Source organism: Aeromonas sp. s13 (genome assembly GCF_040907905.1).
In the GTDB taxonomy this organism is placed as follows: domain Bacteria; phylum Pseudomonadota; class Gammaproteobacteria; order Enterobacterales; family Aeromonadaceae; genus Aeromonas; species Aeromonas veronii.
In genome coordinates, this window is sequence record NZ_JBFOCS010000082.1 from 51,873 (window position 1) to 77,904 (window position 26,032).

Below are 26,032 nucleotides of genomic sequence, written 5' to 3' on the forward strand. Positions count from 1 at the left end.
GTGCACAGCACCGTTTTAGGGAGAAACCTGTGCCAACCCGCTCGGACAATGCCAAAACACTCTTGGATAATTTGCTGACCGCCGTGATCCTGATGGATGAACGGCTCTGCATCCAGTTCGTCAATCCCGCCGCCGAGCAGCTGCTCTCTCTCAGTGAACGGCGGCTGATCGGCATCGAACTGCCCCACCTGCTGGAACATATCTCCCTCGATTTGCAGCGGCTCAAGCAGTGCCTCGTTTCAGGGCAGGGCTTTACCGATAGCGAAGTGACTCTGGTGGTAGAGGGAGAACCGCGGCTGGTAGAGCTGAGTGCTACTCCCATGGCCGACCACGAGCAGCGCCTGCTGGTCGTGGAGCTTCGCAAGATCGACCAGCAGAAAAAGATCAGTCAGGAGCAGCAGCAGCATGCCCAGCAGCTGGCAGCCAAGGAGCTGGTGCGCGGCCTGGCCCACGAGATCAAGAACCCGCTGGGCGGCCTGCGCGGCGCGGCCCAGTTGCTGCAAAAAGAGCTGCCCGACCCGGCCCTGCGCGAATATACCGGCATCATCATCGAACAGGCCGATCGGCTGCGGGTACTGGTCGATCGCCTGCTCGGCCCCCAGCGCCCCGGCCGCCACCAGATGCACAATGTCCATTCGGTGCTGGAGCAGGTACGCCGACTGGTGGAGCTGGAGCTGCCACCGACGGTGCGCATAGAACGGGATTACGACCCCAGCATCCCCGAATTCGAGATGGAGCCGGATCAGCTGCAGCAGGCGTTTCTCAACATAGTGCGCAACGCCGCCGAAGCGCTGGGCGATCAGACCGGGCTTATCCGCATCAAGACTCGCACTGCGTTCCAGATCACCATCCACGGTCAGCGTTACCGGCTGGCGGCGGAGATCAAGATCATCGACAACGGCCCCGGTATTCCCGATGCCATCCGCGACACCCTGTTCTATCCCATGATCACCGGCAAAGAGGGCGGCACCGGGCTTGGCCTCTCCATCGCCCAGAACCTGATCGACCAGCACAAGGGGAAAATCGACTGCATCAGCTGGCCGGGCCACACCGAATTCACCATTTTTCTACCGCTTCGCAAGTAAGGGAACACCATGACAGCCAAAGTGTGGATCGTCGACGATGACAGCTCTATCCGCTGGGTGCTGGAACGCACCCTCGGCAGCGAAGGCTTCAACTGCGAGAGCTTTGCCGATGGTGAAGCCCTGCTGCACGCCCTTGAGCTGCGCTCACCCGATGTGATACTCTCCGATATCCGGATGCCCGGTATCGACGGCCTGAGCCTGCTGGAGCAGATCCACCGCCGTCAGGCCGATCTGCCCATCATCATCATGACCGCCCACTCGGATCTCGACAGTGCGGTCAACGCCTACCAGCGCGGCGCCTTCGAGTACCTGCCCAAGCCATTCGACATCGACGAAGCCGTGACCCTGGTGCGCCGCGCCGAGAATCACCTCAAAGAGCAGCGCACCAAGCGGAAGTCTCGCCAGCAAGAAGCCACTGCCACTCCCGAGATCATCGGTGAAGCGCCGGCGATGCAGGAAGTATTCCGCGCCATCGGTCGCCTGTCGCGTTCCAGCATCTCGGTGCTGATCAACGGCCAGAGCGGTACCGGCAAGGAGCTGGTCGCCCACGCCCTGCACAAGCACAGCCCGCGCGCCCACAAAAACTTTATCGCCCTCAACATGGCGGCTATCCCGAAAGATCTCATCGAATCCGAGCTGTTCGGTCACGAGAAGGGGGCTTTCACCGGCGCCAACAACATCCGTCACGGCCGCTTCGAGCAGGCCGACGGCGGCACCCTGTTTCTCGACGAGATCGGCGACATGCCGCTGGATGTGCAAACCCGGCTGCTGCGGGTCTTGGCCGATGGCCAGTTCTACCGGGTAGGTGGCCATCAGCCAGTGCAGGTGGATGTACGGATCATCGCAGCCACCCACCAGAATCTGGAGAAGCGGGTCGCCGATGGCGAGTTTCGCGAGGATCTGTTCCACCGCCTCAACGTCATCCGCATTCATATTCCCGCCCTCAAGGAGCGCCGTGAGGATATTCCCCAGCTGGCTCGTCATTTCCTGCTGCGCGCCGCCAAAGAGCTGAATGTGGAGGCCAAGAGCCTGCACCCGGATACCCAGACCTATATCAGCCGCCTGCCCTGGCCGGGTAACGTGCGCCAGCTGGAGAACGTCTGCCGCTGGCTCACCGTGATGGCCTCCGGGCAGGAGGTACTGGTGAGCGATCTTCCCCCCGAGTTGCTTACCCCCATCACCCACAACGCCGAGCCCGGTCAACCGGCGTTGCCCGGTTGCTGGCAGCAACAGTTGCAGGAGTGGGTGGCCAGCAAGCTGGCGCTGGGAGAGACAGACATCCTGGCCGATGCCATGCCCCAGTTCGAACGGATCATGCTGGAGACGGCGCTGGAGCACACCCACGGCCACAAGCAGGAGGCGGCGCGCCTGCTTGGCTGGGGTCGCAACACCCTGACCCGCAAGCTGAAGGAACTCGATCTCTCCTGAGTCCCGGGGAAAAACGATTCCCATCACGCCTTGATAAATCACCGACCAATAAGACCCCGTTTGCCAGCAAACGGGGTATCTTTTTTGAAAGCCCCGCCTAGAATGGCAGGCTTTCAAACCCGACTCGAAGAAGGCGCCATCATGATTGACAGATCTCTCCCCCTGACCGACCTGCACCGCCATCTGGACGGCAACATCCGTCCGCAGACCATCCTCGAGCTGGGTCGCCAACACAATATTCAGCTGCCCGCCTTCGAGCTGGAGGCGCTGCGCCCCCACGTACAGATCGTCGAGAACGAGCCAAGTCTGGTCGCCTTCCTGAAGAAGCTGGACTGGGGTGTTGCCGTGCTGGCCGACTACGACGCCTGCCGCCGGGTTGCCTACGAGAACGTAGAAGACCTGCTGCGCGCCGGTATCGACTATGCAGAGCTGCGCTTCAGCCCGGCCTATATGGCGATGGCCCATAAGCTGCACCCGCAGGGTGTGGTGGAAGCAATCATCGACGGCGTGGCCGCGGGCAGCCGTGACTTCGGCATCAAGGCCAACCTGATCGGCATCATGAGCCGCACCTTCGGCACTGAGCAGTGCAATCAGGAGCTGGCCGCCTGTCTGGCCCATCGCGACAAGCTGGTCGCCATCGATCTGGCCGGTGACGAGCTGGGCTTCCCGGGGGAACTCTTTGTCGACCACTTCCGCAAGGTGCGCGATGCAGGCATGCGCGTCACCGTGCACGCCGGTGAGGCGGCTGGCCCCGAGAGCATGTGGCAGGCCATTCGCGAGCTAGGTGCCGAGCGTATCGGCCACGGTGTCAAAGCGATTCAGGATCCGGCCCTGATGGCCTATCTGGCCGAGCACCGCATCGGCATCGAATCCTGCCTCACCTCCAACGTCCAGACCACTACGGTGGCGAGTCTGACCGAGCACCCGATCCGCCAGTTCCTGGCTGCCGGTGTATTAGCCTGCCTCAACACCGACGATCCGGCTGTGGAAGGGATCGACCTGCCCCACGAATATGAGGTGGCTGCCCCGGCCGCTGGCATGACGACGAGCGAGATCCGCACTGCCCAGCAAAACGGCCTGACCCTGGCCTTCCTGAGCGATAGCGAGAAAGCCGAACTGAGCGCCCGCGCCGCCAGCCGCTGATTAACACCGGCAGTGCAAATAACAACGGCCCACTTCGGTGGGCCGTTTTTATTCTACGTAGGCAAACACATGGAGCAGATCCTTCGGATCGCTATTTCTCTTTTTTGAACATAGCCCTTAGGGCGGCAATATTGGACAACGCCCCTTCAGCTTCTTTCAAACGTCGGCGTTGGTCTGCAAAACGGTCAAATTCCAATCTTGCTTTCTCATCTGCCGTTTTTTTGGATACTTTCCCTGAGCCGCTCAACACATCTCGATCGTTAAAGCTCAAGAACTGATCGAGTTTCTCGGCCCAGTCCTTTAGGAATACTTGTTTGCGGCGCAGTGCTTGGTCTTCGGCAAAATCTAGCCACATGTTAACAATGCGATTGAGCTCTTTGATTTCATCTTCACGCAGATAGTTTTTGGCGATAGTGACATCCGTCTTACGTACTTCATCGCCTTTATAACTGGTCAGGCCCATATCAGGCTTATTGGCATCAACACGACTGGCGATAAGCTCTGCCGCAGTCATATGTGTGCAGGCATAATGCAGTTTATTCTGGATAGTTTGAAAAAATCGATTTGTCTCCAGGTTTGATGGCTCGTAGTCAGCGGCCATGGTAAAGATCTCTTTTACCCGCAAATATACACGGCGCTCGCTGGCTCGGATATCGCGAATACGTTCCAGCATTTCATCAAAATAATCTGGTACCGCAGAGTTACCTACCGGCGGGTTTTTCAGGCGTTCATCATCCATAACGAAGCCCTTGATCAGATACTCTTTTAATGTCTGGGTTGCCCATTGACGAAATTGTGTACCGCGTAGTGAGCGGACTCTGTATCCCACAGCCAGAATTGCATCGAGATTATAGTGGTCGATTTCACGAGATACTTGGCGGGTTCCTTCTAATCGAACTATCCGGAATTTCCGGATGGTTGCATTTTGTACAAGTTCACCTTCATGGTAGATATTGATCAGGTGCTCATTGATGGTACGAACATCCTTGTCATAAAGTTCTGCCATCGCGGCTTGAGAGAGCCACAAGGTGTCTGATTCAAAGCGGCATTCGACGCGAGTGTGACCATCCGCACTGGTAAAAAGCACAAACTCACCTTGAGGGGCCTGGGGGATATTATCTGCCATTCTCTCAACCTCCTGCGTTATGGGGTGTCGTTATTGCGCTGCTTCAACATGTCAAAAATCAGTTCGATGTAACTTGCCATTACTTGTGGGTCTTTCAGCAAGGTTCTCGCGATATCGCCTTCATTTAGCAGTGCATGTACCACCGCCTGCCTCACCGCTTGTGGCAAGTCACCTTTCAGAGCAATCGACTTATCATGCTTTTCAACCTGCTCTACCACGGTCGGGTTCTGGAGAATCCGCATGAGAGTACCGTTAGCAAAGTTCTGACGACCCGGCTCATCCCCGACATCACCGAACAATTCATTGAGTCGGCGGATAATATCAGCCAGAAAGGCCTGCTCACGATCCATTGGCGAGTTGTAATTAGGGCGGATGGGCTCAAGTACTTGAGAGACTGCTTCTGGCAGTGGATCTTTGGTGTACTTGAGTTTGAATCTTTCTAGCACTAACGCACTGAGATCGATGTTTTCCGGTGTTACGCCTTTTAATCGACGTGATAACAAATGGGCAAATGCCGCAAAGTTTTCCAGCTCAGGATCACCAAATTCAATCAACTGCGCCATATAGCTATAGTGCTTAACAAAGCGGGCCAAATCCGATTTAAAACGCATTAGCGCTTCACGCTGCTTGGTAAATTCACTGCGCTGAGACTCCGCATAATTGGCCGCTTTTTCATCACCGGCAAAGTGGGCCTTGTTGTATTGTTTGTCCCAATAGTTAGCGGCACCAACCAGCTCTTTTAACTTGGCATTGAAAATATCGGTTGGACGCTGAGTGGCCGCCAGTAATTTCTTGTGCGCTTGTGATGTTTTATCCGGGGCCTGACCAAGAATCGATTTACCGCGTACTTGCTTAAACAGTGCCAAATCTTGGTGGTTGTAGATGCTTTGCTCATCCAGGATCTCTTTGATGTCATAGATAACATTCACATCCTGGACTTCGTTGAGCTGCGCACCTTTGTCATACTTTTTAAACGCATTTAGAATGGTTTGCGGGTCATTTGTAAAATCAATTACATAAGTGGTGTCTTTGCCTGGGTAGATTCGGTTCAGGCGAGAGAGCGTTTGTACCGCTTCAACATCAGAGATTTTCTTGTCCAGATACATGGCCACCAATTTTGGCTGATTAAAACCGGTCTGAAACTTGTTGGCCACCAACATTACGCGGTACTCGGTTTTCTCAAATTCATGGCGCAGGTCGGCACCGTGCGTCTGCGGGTTCAAGTTGTACTCGGTGTACTCTTTGTCGAAATCGATCCCTAACGGCTCTTGGCTATCTTCATCACCTACATCTTTACCGGGCACTTTGCCCGAGAATGCAACCAAGGCCTGGATACCCTTAATGCCGTGTTTTTTTATGTACTTATCAAAAGCTAACTTGTACTTCACCGCCTGTGGTCGGCCAGCTGTGACCACCATGGCTTTGGCTTCGCCTTCCAGCAGGTGCGCGATATTGGCCTTGAAGTGCTCAATGATGAACTCAACCTTCTGGCTCACTGTCGTCGGGTGGAGCGACATCCAGCGAGCTAATGCGCGACGGGCTTGTTTGCTGTCGACTCGCTTCTCATCAAGGTTATGCTCGCCAATCTTGTAAGCCGTATCGTAGTGGGTGTAGTTCTCCAGCACATCGAGAATAAAGCCCTCATCAATGGCCTGACGTTGAGTGTAAAGGTGAAACGATTCCGGCTTATTCTCATCCGAAACAGGCTGGCTTGGGTCTTTCGGACGACCAAACAACATCTTGGTGCTGTGTTTGGGTGTGGCTGTGAAGGCGAAGTGCGACACGTTCTTCGGCATGGCCCGTGCCTCTTGTACCTTGGTCAGGATCTCCTCAATGCTCATCTGTTCCAGCTCTTGAGGGCTGATATTGAGAGTAAGGGCGGCGCGTAAACCTTTGGCCGTAGACCCGGTTTGTGAGGTGTGCGCCTCATCGATGATCACGGCAAAGTGACTTTGCGCCAAAGATTGGTTGGTCAAAATCGCTTCAAGGGCATAGGGGAAGGTTTGAATGGTCACCACAATGATCGGCGTACCGGTCAACAGCGCTTCTGTGAGCTGTTTTGATTTCGACTCACTGCTCTTTTCACGGTCGATGGCTTTGATCACCCCATATTGGTGATCAAGCTGCTGCACTGCATCTTGCAGTTGGGAGTCGAGTACAGTGCGGTCGGTAACAATAATCACCGACTTAAATACCGCCTTACCTGCTGGGCTACGCAGGCGGATCAAATCATGGGCAGTCCAGGCGATAGTGGAGGTTTTGCCTGAACCGGCACTGTGTTCACACAGATACTGCATGCCTGCGCCGTTCTGACGGGCATCGTCAATCATCTTGCTTACGGCATCAAGCTGATGGTAACGGGGGAAAATTTGCGTTTCCTTGCGCTGAACCTTGCCACTGCTGTCGGCCACTTCTTTGGTTTCGACGTAGACAAAGCTGTAGAAAATGCGCAGCCAATTATCTTTCTGACAGATCTCCTGCCAGAAATAGCTGACCGGATACTCCCCATTCTCACCGGGCAGGTTGAAATGCACGGGCAAGTCAGAGGTTGACCCATCATGGCCCTTGTTAAAGGGCAGAAAATAGGTGTTCTCCCCAGCCAGTTTGGTCGCCATGGCTATCTCGGTATCGGAGATAGCAAAGTGCACCACGGCACCGCGCTTGAAGGTCAACAGCGGCTCTTTGCGTTTGGTCTGTGGATCAACCGGCAAGCGGTCTTCTTTGTATTGCGCAATGGCCGTTTCAATCGACTGGGTAAAATCGGTTTTCAGCTCTGCGGTGGCAACGGGCAAGCCGTTGATAAAGAACACCAGATCAATCGCCCACTCGCGGGTCGGGCAATATTTCAGCTGACGCACCACACGCAAGATGTTGTGTTGGTAGCGGGCGATATGCGCCTCATTGCGCTCGTCTTCGGGCTTACGTTGCCCCATGGCAATGGGGCCGCAACCGGCAATGGCAAACCCTTTACGCAACACATTGATGGTGCCGCCGGTTTTACTACCGGTTTTATGAGCAGCAAGCGCCTTTTCCAATCGCTCCAGCAACACGGTTTCGGCATTGGCCCCATGCTGCTTGTTCAGCTTGAACCAGGTATCGGGTTGGGTGGCCTGCACCCAAGCGATCACATCCTCAGGATAAAGAGCACGCTGCTGGTCGTAGTGGCTCGAATGCCCCTCTTTCCAGCCATTGTTCACCAACTGCTCGGTGATATATTGCTCAAAATGCACTTCATGATGCGGTGCCATTATATCGTCTCCCTGACATCGATTTTCCCGGTCACTGCCGCGCTAATGAGGGAAATTTTCCGCTCTTTTAAAAGAGCAATAGAGTCATTTGTTTCAACAACCAAGTCTTCAATTTTCGAGCTTACTGATTTTATATGAGAGACTATGAGTTTCTGTTCGCTTTTTGGTGGCTTAGGAATAGTCAATTTTTTGATGTTCACCTGCGACAGATTATTTGCCAAGCCTTCCGCACCACCAATAGCCAACTCGATTTGACACCGTAACGGAAACGACCCTAAAGTAATTGCCATGAATTCAGGATCGACACTTTCTTTGCAATTCAATCGAAACAACTTATCTGAAAGCATTAATTTCATTCTTGTCTCGTAAACGTAAGCCACAGATCCGATTAGTTCTCTGGATCCACTGGCTCGAGACATTATGAGGTCACCTGTTTTTACCTCTATCTCTGGTCTTGGCAATAGATTTTCTGGAAGCTCTTTGTTTTCGTTTTGACAATAAATACCACCATTAACAGCACCAGCTTTTAGCACCCCCCAACTTTCTTCTTTTGCTGGGCTAGCTAAACACTCAGGGCTCCAACCTTGATCTATTGAGTAAATAAGGCGCTTTAGTTCCACAACATCCCAATGCTTCGGCACTTGCCCAATCCACTCAATGCCAGAATCCTGCATCTCCACATTAGGGTTAAGCCCTTTAGTCACCACATGGTTGATCAACGTCTGGCGTTTTTCTTGCAGCAACTGGATAAAGGTCTGCTTTTCTTCGATCAGACTGTCGATGCGCTGGGTTTCGCGATCTAGGAATATAGCAATGGCTTGTTGTTCCGTATCGCTTGGGATGTAAACGGCACAATCTGCGATGTCCTTGAAAGAGATGGTTTGTCTGATCCCCGCACCCAACGTTTTCATATGACGCACATCAAACAGATAAAGCAACCATCTGAGATAAGCTTTATCAACAACATCTAATGACTTGAGAACGATATAACCGGAGCTGACGATAACATCGATATCAGCTAACGCTGTTCGCAAGCTCTTCAAGTCGTAATTCAGATTCAGAGGGTTGATGAGAAATTCACCAGACAATACCTCTTGGTATGCAGCCTTTGTCTCCTCGCTTAAACGCTCTGAATCTTTAAATACAACGCGTCCAAAACTAATGGAACCACAAGGTAGTGCTAAGTTTTGTACCTTCGTTTTCTCATTGAGCAAGAACTTGAATTTGTTCTTTACCCAATGTGCGGGGACTTGACCTAACCAACTAATGTCAGTTGGCTGATACTCCATGTATGGACGCATCATTCCGCCACCTCATTGAGCAATGCCTGAATGCGCGCTTCACATGCCTTTAATTCGCGATTAATCACATCCAGCTCGCGTGGCGGCTGATACTGGTAGAAGTAACGGTTAAAGTTGATTTCATAACCGACAATGCCCACTTCGCCATCTTTCTCGTCACGCACCGAATAATCGATAAAGGCATCCGGCACATGAGGCAACACTTCATCCTTGAAGTAGCTTTCGACCTCGCGATCAAACGGGATGCTTTCGCTGTCTTTCAGTCGCGGGTCGGCAACTGCCTGCCCTTTTTCATCTAGCACCGGCTCAAATTGCGGGTCAACCAGCATAAAGTGCGCCGTTAAGAGCGTGGCCAAGGCCTTGGTACATTTACCAAAGTCACCTTGATTGTGGAGTTGCTTGACCGCCAAACGTGCCCACTCATAAGGCTGGAGGCCGCTATTGGCCGTCAGGTGCGCTACCCAGGCGGCTTGCTGCTCCGGTTTCAGTTTTTTAAACGCCTCTTGCTGCTTGAGGGCTGCAATCCCGGTGGCCGTGATATCAAGCTTGGCCCGTAGTGGACGCTGAATAGTGACTTTGCGATAGGCAAACGCGCGGGTATTGAAGATCTTGCAGTTGTCGCTGGCAGAATAAGCATCATAAGCCCGTACAATATCGTCAATCTGTTCGTCACTCAGGTATTTGCGCTTGCTGCCCTGCGATTTGCGCATGGGCGTCCAGATATCGGCCAGGTTGATCAGCTGCACCTGATCTTTGCGCCTTGGCTCCTTGTGGTTGGACAAGATCCAGATGTAGGTGCCAATACCGGTGTTAAAGAACATATCGGTCGGCAGCGCGACGATAGCCTCCACCAGGTCTTGTTCCAACAACCAGCGCCGGATCTCTGAAGGGCCAGAGCCCGCATCGCCGTTAAACAGCGGCGAGCCAGAGAGCACGATGCCGACACGGCCACCGCCTTTTTCCGGCGTTTCCATTTTTGACACCAAGTGCAGCAAAAAGAGCATGGAGCCATCAGAGATACTCGGCAGACCCGGGCCAAAGCGACCCGCATATTTCAACTGCTGATGCTCGCGCTCGACTTCTTTTTTGGCTTTTTCCCACTTGATACCGAATGGCGGGTTGGCAAGGCCATAGTGGAACTTGTCTGCACGTAACTGATCGTCTGACAAGGTGTTACCTTGCTTGATGTTGTTGGCATCAAAACCGCGGATCATCATGTTGGTCAACGCCATGGCGTGGGTCGCCGGGTCGAGCTCCTGTCCGTATGGCACCACTTTGGCACTGCTGCCCATCTCTTCAATCTGGTTGATCGCATCGGACAGGAAGCCACCCGTTCCGCAGGTCGGATCGTAGATGGTGCGGATCATGCCCTTTTCGCTGAAGATCTCTTCATCTGCAGCCAGCACCAGCTTGGTGGCAAGGCGCACGGCATCGCGCGGGGTCATAAACTCCCCCGCCTTTTCATTGACCGAGCTGGCAAACTTGAAAATCAACTCTTCATAGGCATCAGACAACACGCGGTCTGATACCACATTGGGATGCAGGTCGAGGTTGGCAAAGTGACTCACCATGCGATAAAGCAGCCTGGCTTTCTCCAAATCCTCGATGGTTTGCGCGAATTTGAACTCATCAAAGATGGTGCGTACGTTTTTGCTGAAGTGGCTGATGTAGAGATCCAGATTGTCGCCAGTATCTGATGCACCGAGCGTTTCCAGGCTGTATTCGCTGGTATTGTAAAAGGCAAATTTCGCCACTTCTGGCAGCACCAAACTAAGATCGATGCCGGACTGTTTCTCTGCCAAATAGAACTTGCGCACCGCTTCACGGGTTGGTTCCAGCACACACTCCATACGGCGCAGTAACAGGAAGGGCAAGATTATTCGCGCAAAATCGGTATGTTTGAAATCTCCCCATAAATCATCCGCAATACGCCAAATGGCACTGGAAAGTTTGGCGCTCTGCTCTTTGTCTTGTGAGTTCATGATTACTGCCTGAATTTGGTTGAAAATGGATAAAAATGAATGCGTAGATGGCTGACATGCCAGCATGTTAATCATCGTGGCGAACTTGCCGCTGCCAGCGACCAACATCGTGATGACGCCTGCCTGTACCTTGAATGCTATTGGCGCCATTTTGCTCTGTTCGCGGAACAACTTGGGTGGTTGAGCAGCGGGGTCGGATGTCGTCATTCATCAAGAAACGGGCAATATATCGCTTGATGTGGGCTATGTCCTGCTAACCAAGTGTCTGGCTCACTACTCCCGCTCCTTGTCACGCTCCAGCGCCCGCTCCACCAGCGGCTCGGGCAGGCTCTTGGTCACCTCCACCCCCAGCTCGCGGAAACGCTCGACCTGGGCAATCAGGTTGCCACGGCCATTGACCAGCCGTCCCATCGCCTTGTCGTAGCTCTCCTGCGCCTTGTGCAGGCTGCCGCCCATCTGCTGCATCTCCTCGACAAACAGCCGCAGCTTTTCGTAGAGACGACCGGCCCGCTCGGCAATCTGGCGGGCGTTCTGGTTCTGCCGCTCGTAGCGCCACAGGTTTTCGATGGTGCGCAGCGCCACCATCAGGTTGGTGGGGCTCACCAGCAGGATGTTGTTGTCGAGACCGTAACGCACCAGCGAGGGATCGGCCTCCATCGCGGTAAGGAAGGCGGGCTCTACCGCCACGAACATCAGCACATAGTCGAGGGTACGCACCCCGGGCAACTGCTGGTAATCCTTGCGACCCAGCTCGCGGATATGATTGCGCACCGAGGCGACATGCTCTTTCAGCGCAACAGACTTCTCCAGCTCGTCATCGGCGTTGTACCAGCGCTCGTAGGCGGTCAGCGACACCTTGGCGTCGATGATGATGTCCTTCTCCTGCGGCAGGTGGACGATGACATCGGGCTGGTAGCGCTTGCCCTTCTCCACCTCGATATTGACCTGGGTGTGGTACTCGTGGCCCTCGCGTAGGCCGCATTCGCTGAGAATCCGCGCCAACACCACTTCACCCCAGTTGCCCTGCTGCTTGCTGTCGCCCTTGAGGGCGCGGGTCAGCGCCGCAGCCTCTTCGGTCATGCGGGCATTGAGCTCGGCGAGGCGCTCCAGCTCGAACTTGAGGCTGTGGCGTTGGGCCGTCTCCTGAGCGTGGGTCTCGCCCACCTGACGGCGAAAGCCCTCCAGCTGCTCTTTGAGTGGAGTGAGCAGCAGATCGAGGCTGTTCTGGTTCAATTCGCGGAAGTTGCCGGAGTTTTGCTCGAAGATCCGGTTGGCGAGATTCTCGAACTGCTGGCTGAGGCGCTGCTCCGCCTCCTGTTGCAGTTGCAGCTTCTCTGCAGCGGCCAGCCGTTCGCTGCGCAGGGTCGCTTCCGCATCCTTGAGGCGGGCGGTGAGCTTGATGAGCAGGGTCTGCTGCTGATCCAGCTTCTGCTGGCCCTGCATCCGCTCATCCTGCAACTCGTCGAAGCGATCCTGCAGCGCCTGATAACGCTCCTGCGCCAGCATCAGCTCCTGAGCCTGCGCCGTGGCGGTACGCCGCCCGATCAGCCAGCCAAGCCCGAGGGCCAGCACGGCGGCGGGCAGCAAGATCCCCCAGAGCACGGGGTCGATCATTTACGGCTCCGCTGGCGCAGGAAGAGTTCGAGATAGCGGTTAACCAGGATCCAGATCACCACGTAGATGAGGTAGGCGGCCAGCACCACCCACTTGTGGGTGTTGACGCCGGTATCGAGCTCGGCAAACTCGATATGCTTGATGCGGCAGTAGGCCCACATCAGCAGGGGAAAGACATAGAGCAGGGACGCACGCCAGAGAAATAGCCACATATGTTTTCATTCAACCACGTAAAAAGACCCGCCTAGCTTACACAAGGGCAACTGCGCTTGCGATCCTGACGGCCGCTATTCTCTGGCCTGCTTCCCGAAACTTCGATAAAATTAACCCCTAATAGGTATCAGGGGCGAGCATGACTCACTATTTCCTCCGTTGGCTGACACAAGGTTGGCAAGCTTCGCGCAAGCCCGCCGTGGTTTGCCATGAAGCGCGCCCGCCGTGGGCCATCGAGGAGTCCCAGTACCTCTCCCTCTGCACCCGCTGTGGCGAGTGTTTCAAAGCCTGCCCGCGCGGTCTGCTCAAACCGGCCACCCAGGAAGAGTACGAGGGGAGCCCGATTGCCGGGACCCCGGTGCTCGATCTCGCCTGTGGCCAGTGCAGCTACTGCGGCAGCTGCGCCAGAGCCTGTCCCACCGGCGCCCTCGACCTGCAACTGGGTCGGCAGGTGCAGACCCGGGTGCAGATTGAAGAGAGCTGTCAGGCACGGCAGGGCTTCTACTGCCTGCTCTGTGAAGATGCCTGCCCACAACAGGCGATCAAGGCCACAGCCGACGGCATCAACGTCAATATGGATGCCTGCAATGGCTGTGGTGCCTGCGGCCTCGCCTGCCTGCACGGCGCCATCACCCTGATCCGCCAGCCGGGCAGTCGCTAAAAACCACCTGCGTACAAAAGCAAAAGGGGCCATCAGGCCCCTGTCACATCTTGTTCGATATTCCACGCCCCGTCAGGCCATGGTCACAATAGTCTCTTGCTCGATACCCAGCAGGTGGCAGAGACGGTTGGGATCGCGCACCGCATCGGCCAGGGTGTATTCACCCAGCACTTCGAGGAAGGCGTTCATGGCGCGGCGCAGAATGCCCTGAATGCGGCAGCCGCCGGAGAGACGGCAGTTTTCGCGCTTGCAGTCGACCGGACAGAGCACATGCTCCATGTCCATCACCACATCCCGCAGGTTGATAGAGACTGCAGAGCGACCGAGGCGGATGCCACCGTGCTTGCCGCGTACCGTCTCAATGTACCCCTTGATGCCAAGCTGGTGCACAATTTTGACCACGTGGTTGCGAGAGATGCCGAAGGTATCGGCCACTTCGGTAATGGTCGACAGACGATCCCCCGGCTGAACCGCCAGGAAGGTCAGGGTACGCAGGGCGTAGTCGGTAAATCGTGTCAGTTGCATGGTCGCACTTGCCTCTTACTACAAGCCAGGAATCAGGACGACAACATTGAGCTAAGAGGCAGGAGACAACCGGTTTGCCTCTGTTTGCCAATTGGTTCGCCAGAGGGGGGCCTGTCTCTTAATCTGAGTTGCGGAGTGACAGGTTAAGAGCAGCACAACCGGGTGTCGATGAAGATGCACATAAATCGACACTTTCTTTGATTGATCGCAAACTTGCCGGGTTAGCCCGGCGTTTACCCGCTTTATGGCGGGTAAATCTCCCGAATAGTTCCCCTTACCAAGCCCCTTCGACCAGCAGCCAGACGGCCCGCGAGCCGCCCCTGAATCGACCGCCAGCAAGGTGGTTCAGTGGGGCTGTTTCAGCCAGTTTTTCAGCGCGACCGAGGGAATGGAGCTCTCGGAGGCGACAGCAAATGCGCCCCAGTCCACCGCGCACTGCAACGCATCCTTGATCGCCATGCCCCGCGCCAGACCGTGGATCAATCCGCCGGCGAAAGCATCCCCCGCCCCCGTGGTATCAACCACAGATACTGGCCGGGCGGCGACCCTGATCTGCTCATCGCCGTGGATGGCCACCGCCCCCGCCTTTCCTTCGGTCAGCACCAGCCATTCGAGCTGCTCCCCCGCCAGCTGGCGGGCATGTTGCCAAGGGTCGCTCACCTCGCCGAGATCGGAGCGGGAGGCCACCAGTACATGACAGGGGCGGCGCGCTTGGCCGCCCTTGGGATACTGGGCTACCACGAAGCTCTTGCCGAGCATCTGGCGCATGTAACTGATGATGGCGGTGCCGGGATAGTTCACATAGAGGCAATCCACCCCATCCAGCGGCAGATCGCCGGGCAGGTCGGGACGCCGTGGGCGGCGCAGTATGGTGCGCTCGCCGGTGGAGTCCACCAGGATCAGCAGCTCGCCGGTCTCGCCGCCAAAGCGCTCCACATGGCTGCAATCCAGCCCGTAACCGGCCGCCTGCTCCAGCAGCCAGTCGCCGGTCTCGTCCAGCCCGATGCGGGAGGCAATGGTCACTTCGTGACCTGCCCACACCAGCCCGATGCCGGTATTGGCAGCGCCACCGCCGAGCCTGCGCCCCTGATCCACATATTGCAACCGGGCCCCCGCCACCAGCGGTTCGGAGAGGGAGAGCACATGATCACAGTTGAGATTGGCAAGCAGCAGAATGCGGGACATAGAGACCTCGGACGATGGAGATAGCCCAAAAGAGACAGGCTGAACCCCGAGTAGAGCCCAGCCTGACAGAAGAGACAACCGGCAGCGATCGGGAATCCGATCGGGATCAATAGATGGGCAGCTCCACCCCGGCCAGCAGCTCGTCGATGCGCGCCTGACTCGGCTGCTGCATCACGCTCTGGATCACCTCCTTGGTGAGGTGGGGCGAGAAGGAGCTGATGAAGTCATACATGTAGTTCTGCAGCAGGATGCTCTTGCTGAAACAGATCTGCGCCGGGCAGGGCTTGAACAGGTGCTCCAGATTGATGGAGACCAGCCCGGGGCTGTCGGTGTCGTTGGCCACCAGCGAGGAGATGATGCCGATGCCAAAGCCCAGCTCCACGTAGCGTTTGATCACCCCGGCGTCCATCACCGTCATGTAGTAGCTCGGGGTGAGACCGGCGGCATGGAATACCTCGTCCTGCACCTGACGACCGGTGGCGCCACTCTCGTAGCTGAGGATCGGGTAGTGGCAGAGCTGCTCCAGGGTCGGCTTCTTCACCTTGGCCAGCGGGTGATCCTGCGGCACCACCAGCGAGAGGGTCCAGAGGTAGGCGGGCAGCGCGATCAGCTCCTTGTCGAAGCCAATTTCGTGGGCAACGATGGAAAAATCGGAGTAACCCTTGCTGATCTGCTCCTTGCTCGCCGACATCACTGGATGGAGGTGGAACGAGATCTTGGGGTACTTCTTGGTGAAGTAGGTAACCGATTTGGGCAGCAGATAGCGGGCGATGGTATGAGTGGTGTGAATATTTAGGGTGCCCACGGTCGGGTCCAGATACTCGCGGGAGATCGCCTTGATCTTGCTCTCGATATTGAGCATCGCCTCTGCACACTTGATGATCTCCTCCCCCACCGGGGTGATGCGGTGCAAATGCTTGCCACGACGCTCGAAGATCCGCACCCCCAGCTCGCTCTCCAGCAGGCCAATCTGTTTGCTGACCCCCGGCTGACTGGTGAAGAGCGCATCGGAAGCCACGGACACATTGAGGTTGTGGTCCCGGATCGCGATCAAATACTTCAATTGCTGTAGTTTCAAGGCGTCACACTCTCACACTGGTTTGGCTCAGACAGGTTTGGCTCAGGCCGGGACGGCAATCAAGCCAGACAAACAGGCCGCCACATGGGCGGCCAGTGTACCATCCGATCCCGACATCTCAGCGCTTGATCCTTCATTTTGCTACAAAATCTAGCATCCGAAGGGGTGGCTGACAAACCGGGTTCAGGCCGCGCCAGCCCGCAGCGGCAGGATCCCCAGAAACTGCAGCAGCCACTGCATCATGGTCGCCGAATCCACCTCCCCCTCCAGCGAGGAGAGGCTGCTCTGGTAGCGCTCGTCGGGCAACAGGCCGCGGCGCCGCTCGATCAGCGCCCGGTTGTACTCCACCGAGAACTCCGGATGCCCCTGAATGGCGACGATGTGATCACCCTGCAAAAACATGAAGTTGGGACAAAAATCGTTGCCCGCCAGTCGGGTCGCCCCCGGCGGCAGCAGGGCCACCTGATCCTGATGGCTGGCCAGAATGCGGATCTGATCCCGCGCTGGCGCCATCCAGGGCTCATCTGCCAGCATGGGATGCACCGACACTCCCAGCCCCCATCCCTTGGTGGACTTCACCACCTCTCCGCCCAGCGCTTGGGCGATCACCTGATGACCGAAGCAGACACCGGCCAGCTTGACGTCGGCATCGTGCGCCTGACGGATCCACGCCCGCAGTGCCTGAATCCAGGGGATATCGCTGTAAGCATCGTGGCGCGAACCTGTGATAAGCCAGGCATCGCACTCGTGCAGATCCTCCGGCAGCTCCCCATCGAGAGCCGACCAGACCCGAAATTCCAGTTCGGGGGCCAGGGCCGCAAAGCCCCTGATAAACATCTCGGAGTAAACGGGGCCAAAACAATCCGCCAGATCGGGATCGAGCCGGTCACAATCGAGAATTCCCAATCGCATCTGTTGTTCCTTTACAGAGTTCGCCCCCGCCAATCATTGACCGGCGGGGGCAAGAGGTTAGGCCATGAGCACGCGCCAGCGCGTCACTTCATGGTCGGCATGGAGAACTCGGCACCACTGCGCAGGCTCTGGGGCCAGCGCGCCGTCACCGTCTTCATCCGGGTATAAAAGCGAACCCCGTCCGGCCCGTGCATGTTGAGCGGTCCGAAGATGGAGCGCTTCCAGCCGCCAAAGCTATGAAACGCCATCGGCACCGGAATGGGAACGTTCACCCCTACCATACCGACCTGCACCCGCGCCGTGAAGTCCCGCGCGGTGTCGCCGTCACAGGTAAAGATGGCGGTGCCGTTGCCGTACTCGTGCTCGTTGATGAGGCGCAGCGCCGTCTCGTAGTCCGGCACCCGTACGATGGAGAGCACAGGGCCGAAGATCTCCTCGCGGTAGATGCGCATCTCGGGGGTCACCTCGTCAAACAGGCAGCCCCCGATAAAGTAACCCTCATCGTGGCTCAGCGTGCGGCCATCGACCCGCAGCGCGGCACCCTCGGTCACCCCCTGATCCACGTAGCCGCGCACCTTGGCCAGATGTTCTTTGCTGATGAGCGGCCCCATCTCGTTTTCCGGGCTCTGGCCCAACCCCGGGCCCACCCGCAGTTTTTCCACCAGCGGCGTCAGCTTGGCCACCAGCGCATCGGCGGTCTCGTCACCCACCACCACGGCCACCGAAATGGCCATGCAGCGCTCGCCCGCTGCCCCATAAGCGGCCCCCATCAAGGCAGAGACCGCCTGATCGAGATCCGCATCCGGCATCACCACCATGTGGTTCTTGGCGCCGCCCAGCGCCTGTACCCGTTTGCCGTGGGCCGAGGCGGTGGCATAGATATACTGGGCGATGGGGGTGGAACCGACAAACGACACGGCACCCACTCGCGGGTCGGTCAGCAGCACATCCACCACCTCCTTGTCACCGTTCACCACGTTGAGCACGCCGTCCGGCAGACCGGCCTCCTTGAGCAGTTCGGCCATCCGCAACGAGAGGGAGGGATCCTTCTCGGAGGGCTTAAGAATGAAGGTGTTGCCGCAGGCGATGGCGACCGGGAACATCCAGAGCGGCACCATGGCCGGGAAGTTGAACGGGGTGATACCGGCGCAAACCCCCACCGGCTGCATCATGGAGTAGCTGTCCACACCGCGGCCGACGTTGAGGGAGTGCTCCCCCTTGAGCAGATGGGGAATACCGCAGGCAAACTCTACCACCTCCAGCCCGCGGGTCAGCTCACCCTGCGCATCGGAGAAGACCTTGCCGTGTTCGCGGCTGATGAGCTGGGCAAGCTCGTCCCTGTGCTGCTCCATCAACTCCTTGAAGCGGAAAAAAACCCGGGCCCGCACCAGCGGCGGGGTTTGCGACCAGTCGGCAAAGGCGCGCTCGGCGATGGCGATCGCCTCCTGACACTCGGCGGCGCTGGACAGCCCGACACTCCCCTGCTGTTTGCCGCAGGCAGGATTGAAGATGGCACCCTGACGCTCGCTGCGACTCTCCTGCGGCTGGCCGTTGATGAAGTTGCTGACCCTGTATGTCATGTATCCTCCGTGATAACTGATGTGGTAATTGCGCTGAGCAAAGCAACGCAAGGCCCCGCCAGTGCGGGGCCATCAAATGGATTAGGGTTGTGCCTGCAACACATCCTGCAGCAGGGTGAAGAGATCGTCGATCTGGCTGCGCTCGATGATGAGGGGTGGCGACAGGGCGATGATATCGCCGGTCACCCGGATCAATGCCCCCTTCTCGAAGCAGCGGACAAACACCTCGTAGGCGCGTTTGCCCGGTGCATCCGGCATCGATTCCAGCTCGATACCCGCCACCAGCCCGTAGTTGCGTACATCCTTCACATGCTTGCAGCCCTTCAGCGAATGGGCCGCCTCCTCCCAGTAGCCCGCCAGATCGGCGGCGCGGCTGAGCAGGTTCTCGTTGCGATAGATCTCGAGGGTCGCGAGCCCCGCAGCCGCAGCCACCGGATGGCCGGAGTAGGTGTAGCCGTGGAACAGCTCGATGGCCCCCTTGCCTGCCGCCATCATGTCGTCATAAATGTGCTTCTGCACCAGCACCGCCCCCATGGGAATGGCGCCGTTGGTGAGCCCCTTGGCGCAGGTGATCATGTCGGGAATGACATCGAACTCCTGCGCGGCGAAGGGGGAACCGAGGCGGCCGAAACCGGTGATCACCTCGTCAAAAATCAGCAGGATGCCGTGCTTGGTACAGATCTCCCGCAACCGCTTGAGGTAGCCTTTGGGGGGCATCAGCACGCCGGTACTGCCGGCGATGGGCTCGACGATCACCGCCGCGATATTGCTGGCATCGTGCAGGAAGACGATCTTCTCCAGCTCGTCGGCCAGCGCCACATCCTCCTCGGGCAGCCCTTTGGTGAAGGCGTTTTTGGCGATGTTGAGGGTATGGGGCAGATGATCCACCCCGGTCAGCAGGGAGCCGAACCACTTGCGGTTGCCGGGAATGCCCCCCACCGAGATGCCGCCAAAGCCGACCCCGTGATAGCCACGCTCGCGGCCAATCAGCCGGGTGCGAGTGCCCTGACCGCGAGCCCGCTGCCAGGCCAGCGCGATTTTCAGCGCGGTATCGACCGACTCGGAGCCGGAGTTGGTATAGAAGACGTGACCGAACCCCTTGGGGGCGATCTCCACCAGCTTGTTGGCCAGCTCGAACGGCAGGGGGTGGCCCATCTGGAAAGTGGGGGCGAAATCGAGATGGGAAATCTGCTGGGAGACCGCCTCGGCAATCTCACGCCGACCATGGCCCGCGTTGCAACACCAGAGTCCGGCTGTGCCATCCAGTATCTTGCGGCCATCCTCTGAGTGATAATACATCCCCTCTGCCGACTTCAGGATGCGCGGCGCCGCCTTGAACTGCTGGTTGGCGGTGAACGGCATCCAGAAGGCGGACATGTCGGAGGGCGTATTGATGTCGCTGATCGGTTTCATGGTCACCTCATCCTTAAGGTGTTTAGCAACTGTCGGCCAATGCCTATTAAATTAAACACCTGAATCCATAAAAAAGGGCCCGTTATCGCCCTGTCTGGTGCCACCCCTAGCTAGACGCATCAGCAGGGTGGTATAAGATATTTAACACAATTTTAATAATAGTAAACAGTCAAGGAGTGTCTATAGATGGATATCGGTCACCGCCTCAAGGCGGTTCGCACCAAGGCAGCCCTCTCCCAGCGCGAGCTGGCCAAGCGCTCCGGTGTGACCAACGGATTTATCTCCCAGATCGAGAAAAATCAGGTGAGCCCCTCTGTCGCCTCCCTGCGCAAGGTGCTGGAAGGCATCCCCATGTCGCTGGCCAGCTTCTTCACCGAAGAGACCGAAATGGGCACCGAAGTGATCTTCCGCGCCGCAGATATGCCGGATCTCGGCACGCATCCCATCAGCTACCGGCTGGTCGGGCACAGCCGCGCCAACCGCGCCATCGGCATGTTGCAGGAGGTGCTGCCACCGGGAGCCGACACCGGCGACGACATGCTGAGCCACGAGGGTGAAGAGTGCGGTATCGTCATCAAGGGCGAGGTTGAAGTGACCGTGGGCGAGCAGATCTACCTGCTGGGCGCAGGGGATGGCTACTACTTCGACAGCCGCACCCCCCACCGTTTTCGCAATAGCGGCGAGCATGAGTGCGTGCTGATCTCGGCCAACACCCCCGCCAGTTTCTGACATTCAGACGCGCATCGGCAGGAGAGCAATGTTTAATGAATTGTTACAAGATGGATTTACAAGCGGCAGGATGTTTAGCATATTGATACGCGGAAACTGACTTTTGCCGGTTCAAGGAGTGAACATGAGTGACCTGACCCTGGCCCAGTGGCAACACAAGGCCGCCCATCTGACCCTGCCCTCGCAAGCCTTTATCAACGGCAGCTATCGGGATGCCGTCAATGGCGCCACCTTCGATTGCATCAACCCGGCCAATGGCAAACTGCTGACCAAGGTGGCGGCCTGCGATGCCGCCGATGCCGAACTGGCGATACAGGCTGCGCGTGACGCCTTCAACGACAAGCGTTGGAGCGGCCTGCCGCCGAAACAGCGCAAGCAGATCATGCAGCGCTTCGCCGAGCTGATGCGCCTCAACAAGGTTGAGCTGGCGCTGCTGGAGTCGCTGGATATGGGCAAACCCATCGGCGATGCCATGGGCTATGACGCCCCCGCCGCCGCCAACTGTATCGCCTGGAACGCCGAAGCGATCGACAAGATCTACGATCAGGTCGCCCCGGTGGAGGAGTCCGCACTGGCGCTGGTGACCCGCGAAGCGCTCGGGGTGGTCGCCGCCATAGTGCCCTGGAACTTCCCGCTGGTGATGGCCTGCTGGAAGCTGGGCCCGGCGCTCGCTACCGGCAACTCGGTCATTCTCAAGCCTTCCGAAAAATCTCCGCTGACCGCCCTGCGTATCGCAGGTCTGGCCAAGGAAGCTGGCATTCCGGACGGCGTGTTCAACGTGCTGCCGGGCTTTGGCCACACAGTAGGCGAGGCGCTGGCCATGCACATGGACGTGGATTGCATCACTTTCACCGGCTCCACCAAGATCGGTAAACATCTGGTGGAGTGCTCCGGCAAGTCCAACCTCAAGCGCGCCTTTATGGAGTGCGGCGGCAAGAGCCCCAACATCATACTGGCCGACGCACCGGATCTGGACGCAGCGGCCAAGAGCGCAGCTGGCGCCATCTTCTATAACCAGGGCGAGGTGTGTACCGCCGCCTCTCGCCTGCTGGTGCAAAACAGCATCAAGCCACAATTTATGGAGCGACTGCTGGCCCATGCCCGCGAGTGGATCTCGAGCAACCCGCTCGACCCTGCGACCCGTATCGGCGCCATGGTGGATCACATCCAGATGGAACAGGTGCTGCGCTATATCGAAATTGGCAAACAGGAGGGGGCCAAACTGCTGCTGGGCGGCAACCGCACCAATATGGAGAGTGGCGGCTTCTATATCGAACCCACCATCTTTGACGACGTGACCCCGCAGATGCGCATCTTCCGCGAGGAGATCTTCGGCCCTGTGCTGGCGGTGACCGGCTTCGATACCCTGGAAGAGGCCATTGCGCTGGGCAACGACACCGACTACGGGCTGGCGGCGGCGATCTGGACGGCGGATCTCAACAAGGCGGTGAAGGGCTCCCGTGCCCTGCGCGCTGGCACCGTGTTCGTCAACAACTGGGACGGTGGCGACATGACCATGCCGTTTGGCGGCTTCAAACAGTCCGGCAACGGCCGCGACAAGTCACTTCACGCACTGGAGAAGTACACCGAGCTGAAAAGCACCTGGATTCAGCTGGAATAACACGACAAAGCAGCACTATCGGATCAAAAAGGGGGAGAAATCCCCCTTTTGCATTTTTGGCCTTCCATCACCGGGCTCAATCCTTATAATGATAAAAAAGCCAACATGTTAAATATAAAGACAAAAATGCTATTTTTTCTGGGAAGCGTACTTTTTCTGGTGATCGGTTTGCCCCTACTGTTCTTCGTGCTGGGGCACGGCGAGGCCTACGTGACCTGGGGCCCCTGGATCTCCGCCATCGCCCTGATGTTGTGGCTGTTGATGGACGTCGACAAGATCCGCCGCGGTAAAGGCTGACCGGCCAGCCACACTCCTCTTATCCCTCAAACTTCGTTTATTCGCTTCTTTCCCCGCAAAAGGATCGCTACACTGATTTTTTGCGATGTTTTCCCGCATCCAACGCTTCAGTAAAGGTCATCTGCATGCCGCAACAGATCCAGCGTCAGGGCGTCATCTACGCCCTGTGCGCCTATACCCTTTGGGGCATAGCCCCCATCTATTTCAAGACCATCTCTGCCGTCCCGGCCGCCGAGATCCTGACCCACCGGATGATCTGGTCCTGCGTGCTGCTGATGGTCCTGACCCTGGCAGGCCGTCAGTGGCACAAGGTGCAGGCGGTGCTGCGCCAGCCAAAAGTGCTGCTCACCCTGGCGTTTACCTCGATTACCGTCGGCGGCAACTGGCTGCTGTTCATCTGGGCCATCAACAACGGCCATATGCTGGATGCCAGCCTCGGCTACTACATCAACCCGCTGTTCAACGTACTGTTGGGAATGGTGTTTCTGAGCGAGAAGCTGCGCCGCCTGCAGTGGTGGGCGGTGGCGCTGGCCTTTGCCGGCGTGGCCATCCAGCTTATCGCCTTTGGCTCCTTGCCCTGGATTGCGCTGGTGCTGGCATCGAGCTTTGCCATCTATGGGCTGGTGCGCAAAAAACTGGCCCTCGATGCCCTCACCGGTCTGCTGATCGAAACCATGATCATGCTGCCGCCAGCGGCCATCTATCTGTGGGGCTTTGCCGACAGCCCCACCAGCCATCTCACCCAGAACGACTGGCACCTCAACCTGCTGCTGATCGCCGCAGGCGCCGTCACCACGGCCCCCCTGCTTTGCTTCACCGCCGCCGCAACCCGGCTCAAACTCTCCACCCTGGGCTTCTTCCAGTACATAGGCCCCAGCCTGATGTTCATCCTCGCGGTCACCCTCTATGGGGAAGCGCTGGCGATGGACAAACTGCTCACCTTTGCCTGTATCTGGAGCGCGCTGGTGCTGTTCAGTCTGGATGGGCTGCGCAGCGGCAAAGCCGCGCCAAGCCGGACCTGAAACCGCCTCACCACCATCGACCCCGGCTCATCAGCCGGGGTTCTTTTTCGTGCCACCAGCGGTTTTCAGACTGCTAATCCCCCTTCTCCAGAGCCGACTGACCATCAACAGACCATACCCGAGTCGCACCATCCCGCCAGAGAGCTATGCTATCCATGAACGGAGCCGAATGGAGGCAACATGCTCAAGCACATTCACGACAGATCCCTGCTTTTTGGTCAGGTTCTGGGGATCATGGTCATTATCACGCTGATCTCCATCAGCTTTTTCGGGCTTTATTCGGTTCGGAGCGCAGCCGATCAGATGGGACAGGGGAAGGATGTGGTAGCCGATATTCTGCCGCCGCCCCTTTACCTCATCGAATCCCAGTTGCAGGTCTACACCCTGCTCCATGCCAAACCGGAGGAGCGGGAGGCCCTGCTGCAAACCCTCGCCCGACTGCAGCAAGAGTTCGAGAGCCGTAACCGCTTCTGGCAAGAGAGCAACCTGAACGAGCCCCTCAGGGAGCTGCTGCTGGGGGAGCAAAAAGTGCAGGGGGAGCTGTTCTGGCAGTTGCTCAACGACAAGTTTGTCCCCGCCATCAAGGTGGGGGACCTGGCGCAGGCGGGTGCGATTGCGGCGCGCCTGCACACCCTCTATAACGCCCACCGGCTAGGGGTGGACGCTACCGTCATCCGCGGCAACGAGTATGCCGCCGAGCAGATGGCCCATCTCGCCAACACAACCCGACTCTGCTACGGCCTGCTGTTGTGCGCCGCACTGCTGGGGGCCGGGCTCATCTTCTGGCTGGGACGCCCCACCCAACAGCGACTGCTGGCCGCAGGCAAGGCCACCGCCGCCATCGCCGAAGGGGAGTTGAACCGCCCCATGCCGGAGCCGGGCCTTGATGCCATCGGCGAGCTGATCCGCCAGATCGGGGCCATGCGTGACCAACTCGCTACCTTGGTGGAGTCCCTGCAGCGCAGCGCCAGTACGCTGGATGATCGCGCCACCAGCCTGACCGCCATGGCACAACGGCACACCGATGACAGTCAGGCTCAGGTCGGGGCGGCCCACCATATCGAACAGGCCATCGAACAGCTCACCCACTCCATTGAACAGGCGGGTAGCCAGCTGCATCAGGTAGGGGAGCAAACCCTGCAGTCAGCAGAGCGGGCACAAGAGGCGACGATTGCCATCCACACCGTGGAACAGGTGATCGGGGAACAAGTCACGGGAGTGAAGCAGGTCTCCCATACCATTTCGGATCTGGCAGGCCTCTCGCAGCAGATTGCCGGGCTGGCGGGCGCCATTCACGATATTGCGGAGCAGACCAATCTGCTGGCGCTGAACGCTGCCATTGAAGCGGCGCGGGCAGGTGAACAGGGACGCGGTTTTGCCGTGGTAGCTGATGAAGTGCGCTCGCTAGCGACCCGCACCGGCAGCGCCACCACCGAGATCAACACCATCATCGGCAAGATCCAGGATGTCAGTCTGCGCGCCGCCAGCGAGATGGATACCGAGCTGGCCCGGGTCGAACAGGCGGTCACTCACACGATGACAGCGCGCCAGAGCGTCGCCCGGATCGCGCAGAGCTGCGAGGAGATCAACCAGCGCATCGCTCAGGTCGATCAGTTGATGAGCGATGAGACCCGGCTGGTGCAGGGGATCCACCATCAGGTCGGCGAGATGTCGCGGTTGGCGGCCGAGGCCAACCAGAGCGCCAGTCAGGCCGCCGAAGAGGCGACCATGGTCGCCCAGCACGCCCGCATCCTGACCAGGCAGACTCATCACTTCCATCTCGACACCACCCGCCATTGATCCCCGGCGCTGACGGGAGTCAGCGCCCCCCTTTTTCTCTGCATTGACTAAATGGGTAGCATTGGACTC

The 26,032-nt window shown here is 57.8% G+C and carries 21 protein-coding genes; 9 read left to right on the forward strand and 12 right to left on the reverse strand.

The features are described from left to right. Nucleotides 1-29 precede the first annotated feature (29 nt). From glnL to add, 3 genes are all read left to right on the forward strand, one after another. A complete protein-coding gene (gene glnL, locus AB5Y82_RS19365) occupies nt 30-1,085 on the forward strand; it encodes a nitrogen regulation protein NR(II) (protein WP_043850701.1) in 1,056 nt (351 codons plus the stop codon). A 9-nt stretch (nt 1,086-1,094) separates the two neighbouring features. Beyond that, complete coding sequence (glnG, locus tag AB5Y82_RS19370) at nt 1,095-2,513, forward strand: nitrogen regulation protein NR(I) (protein ID WP_033135371.1); 1,419 nt, start codon at nt 1,095-1,097, stop codon at nt 2,511-2,513. Between the two features lie 141 nt (nt 2,514-2,654). Next, entirely contained in the window at nt 2,655-3,656 is a 1,002-nt protein-coding gene (gene add, locus AB5Y82_RS19375; RefSeq protein ID WP_033135416.1) for an adenosine deaminase, read from the forward strand. A gap of 91 nt (nt 3,657-3,747) precedes the next feature. Here add and AB5Y82_RS19380 read toward each other — a convergent pair whose 3' ends face one another. The 6 genes from AB5Y82_RS19380 to AB5Y82_RS19405 all read right to left on the reverse strand — a co-directional run bounded on the left by AB5Y82_RS19380 (nt 3,748) and on the right by AB5Y82_RS19405 (nt 13,139). Then, on the reverse strand, nt 3,748-4,782 hold the full coding sequence (locus AB5Y82_RS19380) for a virulence RhuM family protein (protein WP_368174406.1): 1,035 nt from the start codon (nt 4,780-4,782) through the stop codon (nt 3,748-3,750). A 17-nt stretch (nt 4,783-4,799) separates the two neighbouring features. After that, the gene (locus AB5Y82_RS19385) at nt 4,800-8,030 is read right to left on the reverse strand and encodes a DEAD/DEAH box helicase family protein (RefSeq protein WP_368174407.1); all 3,231 of its coding nucleotides are present in this window, start codon (nt 8,028-8,030) and stop codon (nt 4,800-4,802) included. After that, nucleotides 8,030-9,334, reverse strand: coding sequence for a restriction endonuclease subunit S (locus tag AB5Y82_RS19390; protein WP_368174408.1), 1,305 nt, complete (start codon nt 9,332-9,334; stop codon nt 8,030-8,032). Before AB5Y82_RS19390 ends, AB5Y82_RS19385 begins: the two co-directional genes overlap by 1 nt. Then, nucleotides 9,331-11,520: an N-6 DNA methylase gene (locus tag AB5Y82_RS19395; RefSeq protein WP_368174409.1), complete on the reverse strand. Its 2,190-nt coding sequence runs from the start codon at nt 11,518-11,520 to the stop codon at nt 9,331-9,333. Before AB5Y82_RS19395 ends, AB5Y82_RS19390 begins: the two co-directional genes overlap by 4 nt. A gap of 66 nt (nt 11,521-11,586) precedes the next feature. Further along, a complete protein-coding gene (rmuC, locus tag AB5Y82_RS19400) occupies nt 11,587-12,927 on the reverse strand; it encodes a DNA recombination protein RmuC (RefSeq protein ID WP_368174410.1) in 1,341 nt (446 codons plus the stop codon). Continuing rightward, the gene (locus tag AB5Y82_RS19405) at nt 12,924-13,139 is read right to left on the reverse strand and encodes a hypothetical protein (protein WP_368174411.1); all 216 of its coding nucleotides are present in this window, start codon (nt 13,137-13,139) and stop codon (nt 12,924-12,926) included. Before AB5Y82_RS19405 ends, rmuC begins: the two co-directional genes overlap by 4 nt. Nucleotides 13,140-13,279: 140 nt before the next feature. Between AB5Y82_RS19405 and AB5Y82_RS19410 the strand changes: the two genes are divergently transcribed. Beyond that, nucleotides 13,280-13,801 (forward strand): ferredoxin-type protein NapF, encoded by a 522-nt coding sequence (locus AB5Y82_RS19410; RefSeq protein ID WP_005339657.1) that lies wholly within the window; start codon nt 13,280-13,282, stop codon nt 13,799-13,801. 72 nt (nt 13,802-13,873) lie between these two features. On the opposite strand, the gene AB5Y82_RS19415 is transcribed toward AB5Y82_RS19410, so the two are convergent. From AB5Y82_RS19415 to AB5Y82_RS19440, 6 genes are all read right to left on the reverse strand, one after another. After that, on the reverse strand, nt 13,874-14,326 hold the full coding sequence (locus AB5Y82_RS19415; protein WP_005339654.1) for an Rrf2 family transcriptional regulator: 453 nt from the start codon (nt 14,324-14,326) through the stop codon (nt 13,874-13,876). A 345-nt stretch (nt 14,327-14,671) separates the two neighbouring features. Continuing rightward, nucleotides 14,672-15,511, reverse strand: coding sequence for a PfkB family carbohydrate kinase (locus AB5Y82_RS19420; RefSeq protein ID WP_100647089.1), 840 nt, complete (start codon nt 15,509-15,511; stop codon nt 14,672-14,674). 106 nt (nt 15,512-15,617) lie between these two features. After that, a complete protein-coding gene (locus AB5Y82_RS19425) occupies nt 15,618-16,589 on the reverse strand; it encodes a LysR substrate-binding domain-containing protein (RefSeq protein WP_005356189.1) in 972 nt (323 codons plus the stop codon). A 183-nt stretch (nt 16,590-16,772) separates the two neighbouring features. Further along, nucleotides 16,773-17,501 (reverse strand): glutamine amidotransferase, encoded by a 729-nt coding sequence (locus AB5Y82_RS19430; RefSeq protein WP_111900967.1) that lies wholly within the window; start codon nt 17,499-17,501, stop codon nt 16,773-16,775. Between the two features lie 83 nt (nt 17,502-17,584). Continuing rightward, a complete protein-coding gene (locus tag AB5Y82_RS19435; protein ID WP_058056244.1) occupies nt 17,585-19,081 on the reverse strand; it encodes a CoA-acylating methylmalonate-semialdehyde dehydrogenase in 1,497 nt (498 codons plus the stop codon). 81 nt (nt 19,082-19,162) lie between these two features. Beyond that, complete coding sequence (locus tag AB5Y82_RS19440; RefSeq protein ID WP_111900968.1) at nt 19,163-20,494, reverse strand: aspartate aminotransferase family protein; 1,332 nt, start codon at nt 20,492-20,494, stop codon at nt 19,163-19,165. 186 nt (nt 20,495-20,680) lie between these two features. Between AB5Y82_RS19440 and AB5Y82_RS19445 the strand changes: the two genes are divergently transcribed. From AB5Y82_RS19445 to AB5Y82_RS19465, 5 genes are all read left to right on the forward strand, one after another. Beyond that, the gene (locus tag AB5Y82_RS19445) at nt 20,681-21,223 is read left to right on the forward strand and encodes a cupin domain-containing protein (protein ID WP_111900969.1); all 543 of its coding nucleotides are present in this window, start codon (nt 20,681-20,683) and stop codon (nt 21,221-21,223) included. 124 nt (nt 21,224-21,347) lie between these two features. Further along, nucleotides 21,348-22,844: an aldehyde dehydrogenase gene (locus AB5Y82_RS19450; RefSeq protein ID WP_111900970.1), complete on the forward strand. Its 1,497-nt coding sequence runs from the start codon at nt 21,348-21,350 to the stop codon at nt 22,842-22,844. A 126-nt stretch (nt 22,845-22,970) separates the two neighbouring features. Further along, nucleotides 22,971-23,141, forward strand: a complete 171-nt coding sequence (locus tag AB5Y82_RS19455) for a hypothetical protein (protein WP_005341999.1) — start codon at nt 22,971-22,973, stop codon at nt 23,139-23,141. A 125-nt stretch (nt 23,142-23,266) separates the two neighbouring features. Further along, nucleotides 23,267-24,163, forward strand: a complete 897-nt coding sequence (gene rarD, locus AB5Y82_RS19460) for an EamA family transporter RarD (protein WP_111900971.1) — start codon at nt 23,267-23,269, stop codon at nt 24,161-24,163. Nucleotides 24,164-24,343: 180 nt separating this feature from the next. Continuing rightward, nucleotides 24,344-25,963 carry a methyl-accepting chemotaxis protein gene (locus AB5Y82_RS19465; RefSeq protein WP_111900972.1) on the forward strand — a complete coding sequence of 540 codons (1,620 nt, stop codon included), beginning with the start codon at nt 24,344-24,346 and terminating at the stop codon, nt 25,961-25,963. Nucleotides 25,964-26,032: the final 69 nt, after the last annotated feature.

What these genes read in the sequence shown, in the direction of transcription:
- AB5Y82_RS19385 (WP_368174407.1), bottom strand. Translation starts at nt 8,030, where the DNA reads ATGGCACCGCATCATGAAGTGCATTTTGAGCAATATATCACCGAGCAG.
- AB5Y82_RS19450 (WP_111900970.1), top strand. Translation starts at nt 21,348, where the DNA reads ATGAGTGACCTGACCCTGGCCCAGTGGCAACACAAGGCCGCCCATCTG.
- AB5Y82_RS19445 (WP_111900969.1), top strand. Translation starts at nt 20,681, where the DNA reads ATGGATATCGGTCACCGCCTCAAGGCGGTTCGCACCAAGGCAGCCCTC.
- add (WP_033135416.1), top strand. Translation starts at nt 2,655, where the DNA reads ATGATTGACAGATCTCTCCCCCTGACCGACCTGCACCGCCATCTGGAC.
- AB5Y82_RS19435 (WP_058056244.1), bottom strand. Translation starts at nt 19,081, where the DNA reads ATGACATACAGGGTCAGCAACTTCATCAACGGCCAGCCGCAGGAGAGT.
- glnG (WP_033135371.1), top strand. Translation starts at nt 1,095, where the DNA reads ATGACAGCCAAAGTGTGGATCGTCGACGATGACAGCTCTATCCGCTGG.
- AB5Y82_RS19380 (WP_368174406.1), bottom strand. Translation starts at nt 4,782, where the DNA reads ATGGCAGATAATATCCCCCAGGCCCCTCAAGGTGAGTTTGTGCTTTTT.
- AB5Y82_RS19455 (WP_005341999.1), top strand. Translation starts at nt 22,971, where the DNA reads ATGCTATTTTTTCTGGGAAGCGTACTTTTTCTGGTGATCGGTTTGCCC.
- rarD (WP_111900971.1), top strand. Translation starts at nt 23,267, where the DNA reads ATGCCGCAACAGATCCAGCGTCAGGGCGTCATCTACGCCCTGTGCGCC.
- AB5Y82_RS19430 (WP_111900967.1), bottom strand. Translation starts at nt 17,501, where the DNA reads ATGCGATTGGGAATTCTCGATTGTGACCGGCTCGATCCCGATCTGGCG.
- AB5Y82_RS19420 (WP_100647089.1), bottom strand. Translation starts at nt 15,511, where the DNA reads ATGTCCCGCATTCTGCTGCTTGCCAATCTCAACTGTGATCATGTGCTC.
- rmuC (WP_368174410.1), bottom strand. Translation starts at nt 12,927, where the DNA reads ATGATCGACCCCGTGCTCTGGGGGATCTTGCTGCCCGCCGCCGTGCTG.
- AB5Y82_RS19410 (WP_005339657.1), top strand. Translation starts at nt 13,280, where the DNA reads ATGACTCACTATTTCCTCCGTTGGCTGACACAAGGTTGGCAAGCTTCG.
- AB5Y82_RS19465 (WP_111900972.1), top strand. Translation starts at nt 24,344, where the DNA reads ATGCTCAAGCACATTCACGACAGATCCCTGCTTTTTGGTCAGGTTCTG.
- AB5Y82_RS19405 (WP_368174411.1), bottom strand. Translation starts at nt 13,139, where the DNA reads ATGTGGCTATTTCTCTGGCGTGCGTCCCTGCTCTATGTCTTTCCCCTG.
- AB5Y82_RS19395 (WP_368174409.1), bottom strand. Translation starts at nt 11,520, where the DNA reads ATGACGACATCCGACCCCGCTGCTCAACCACCCAAGTTGTTCCGCGAA.
- AB5Y82_RS19390 (WP_368174408.1), bottom strand. Translation starts at nt 9,334, where the DNA reads ATGATGCGTCCATACATGGAGTATCAGCCAACTGACATTAGTTGGTTA.
- AB5Y82_RS19440 (WP_111900968.1), bottom strand. Translation starts at nt 20,494, where the DNA reads ATGAAACCGATCAGCGACATCAATACGCCCTCCGACATGTCCGCCTTC.
- AB5Y82_RS19415 (WP_005339654.1), bottom strand. Translation starts at nt 14,326, where the DNA reads ATGCAACTGACACGATTTACCGACTACGCCCTGCGTACCCTGACCTTC.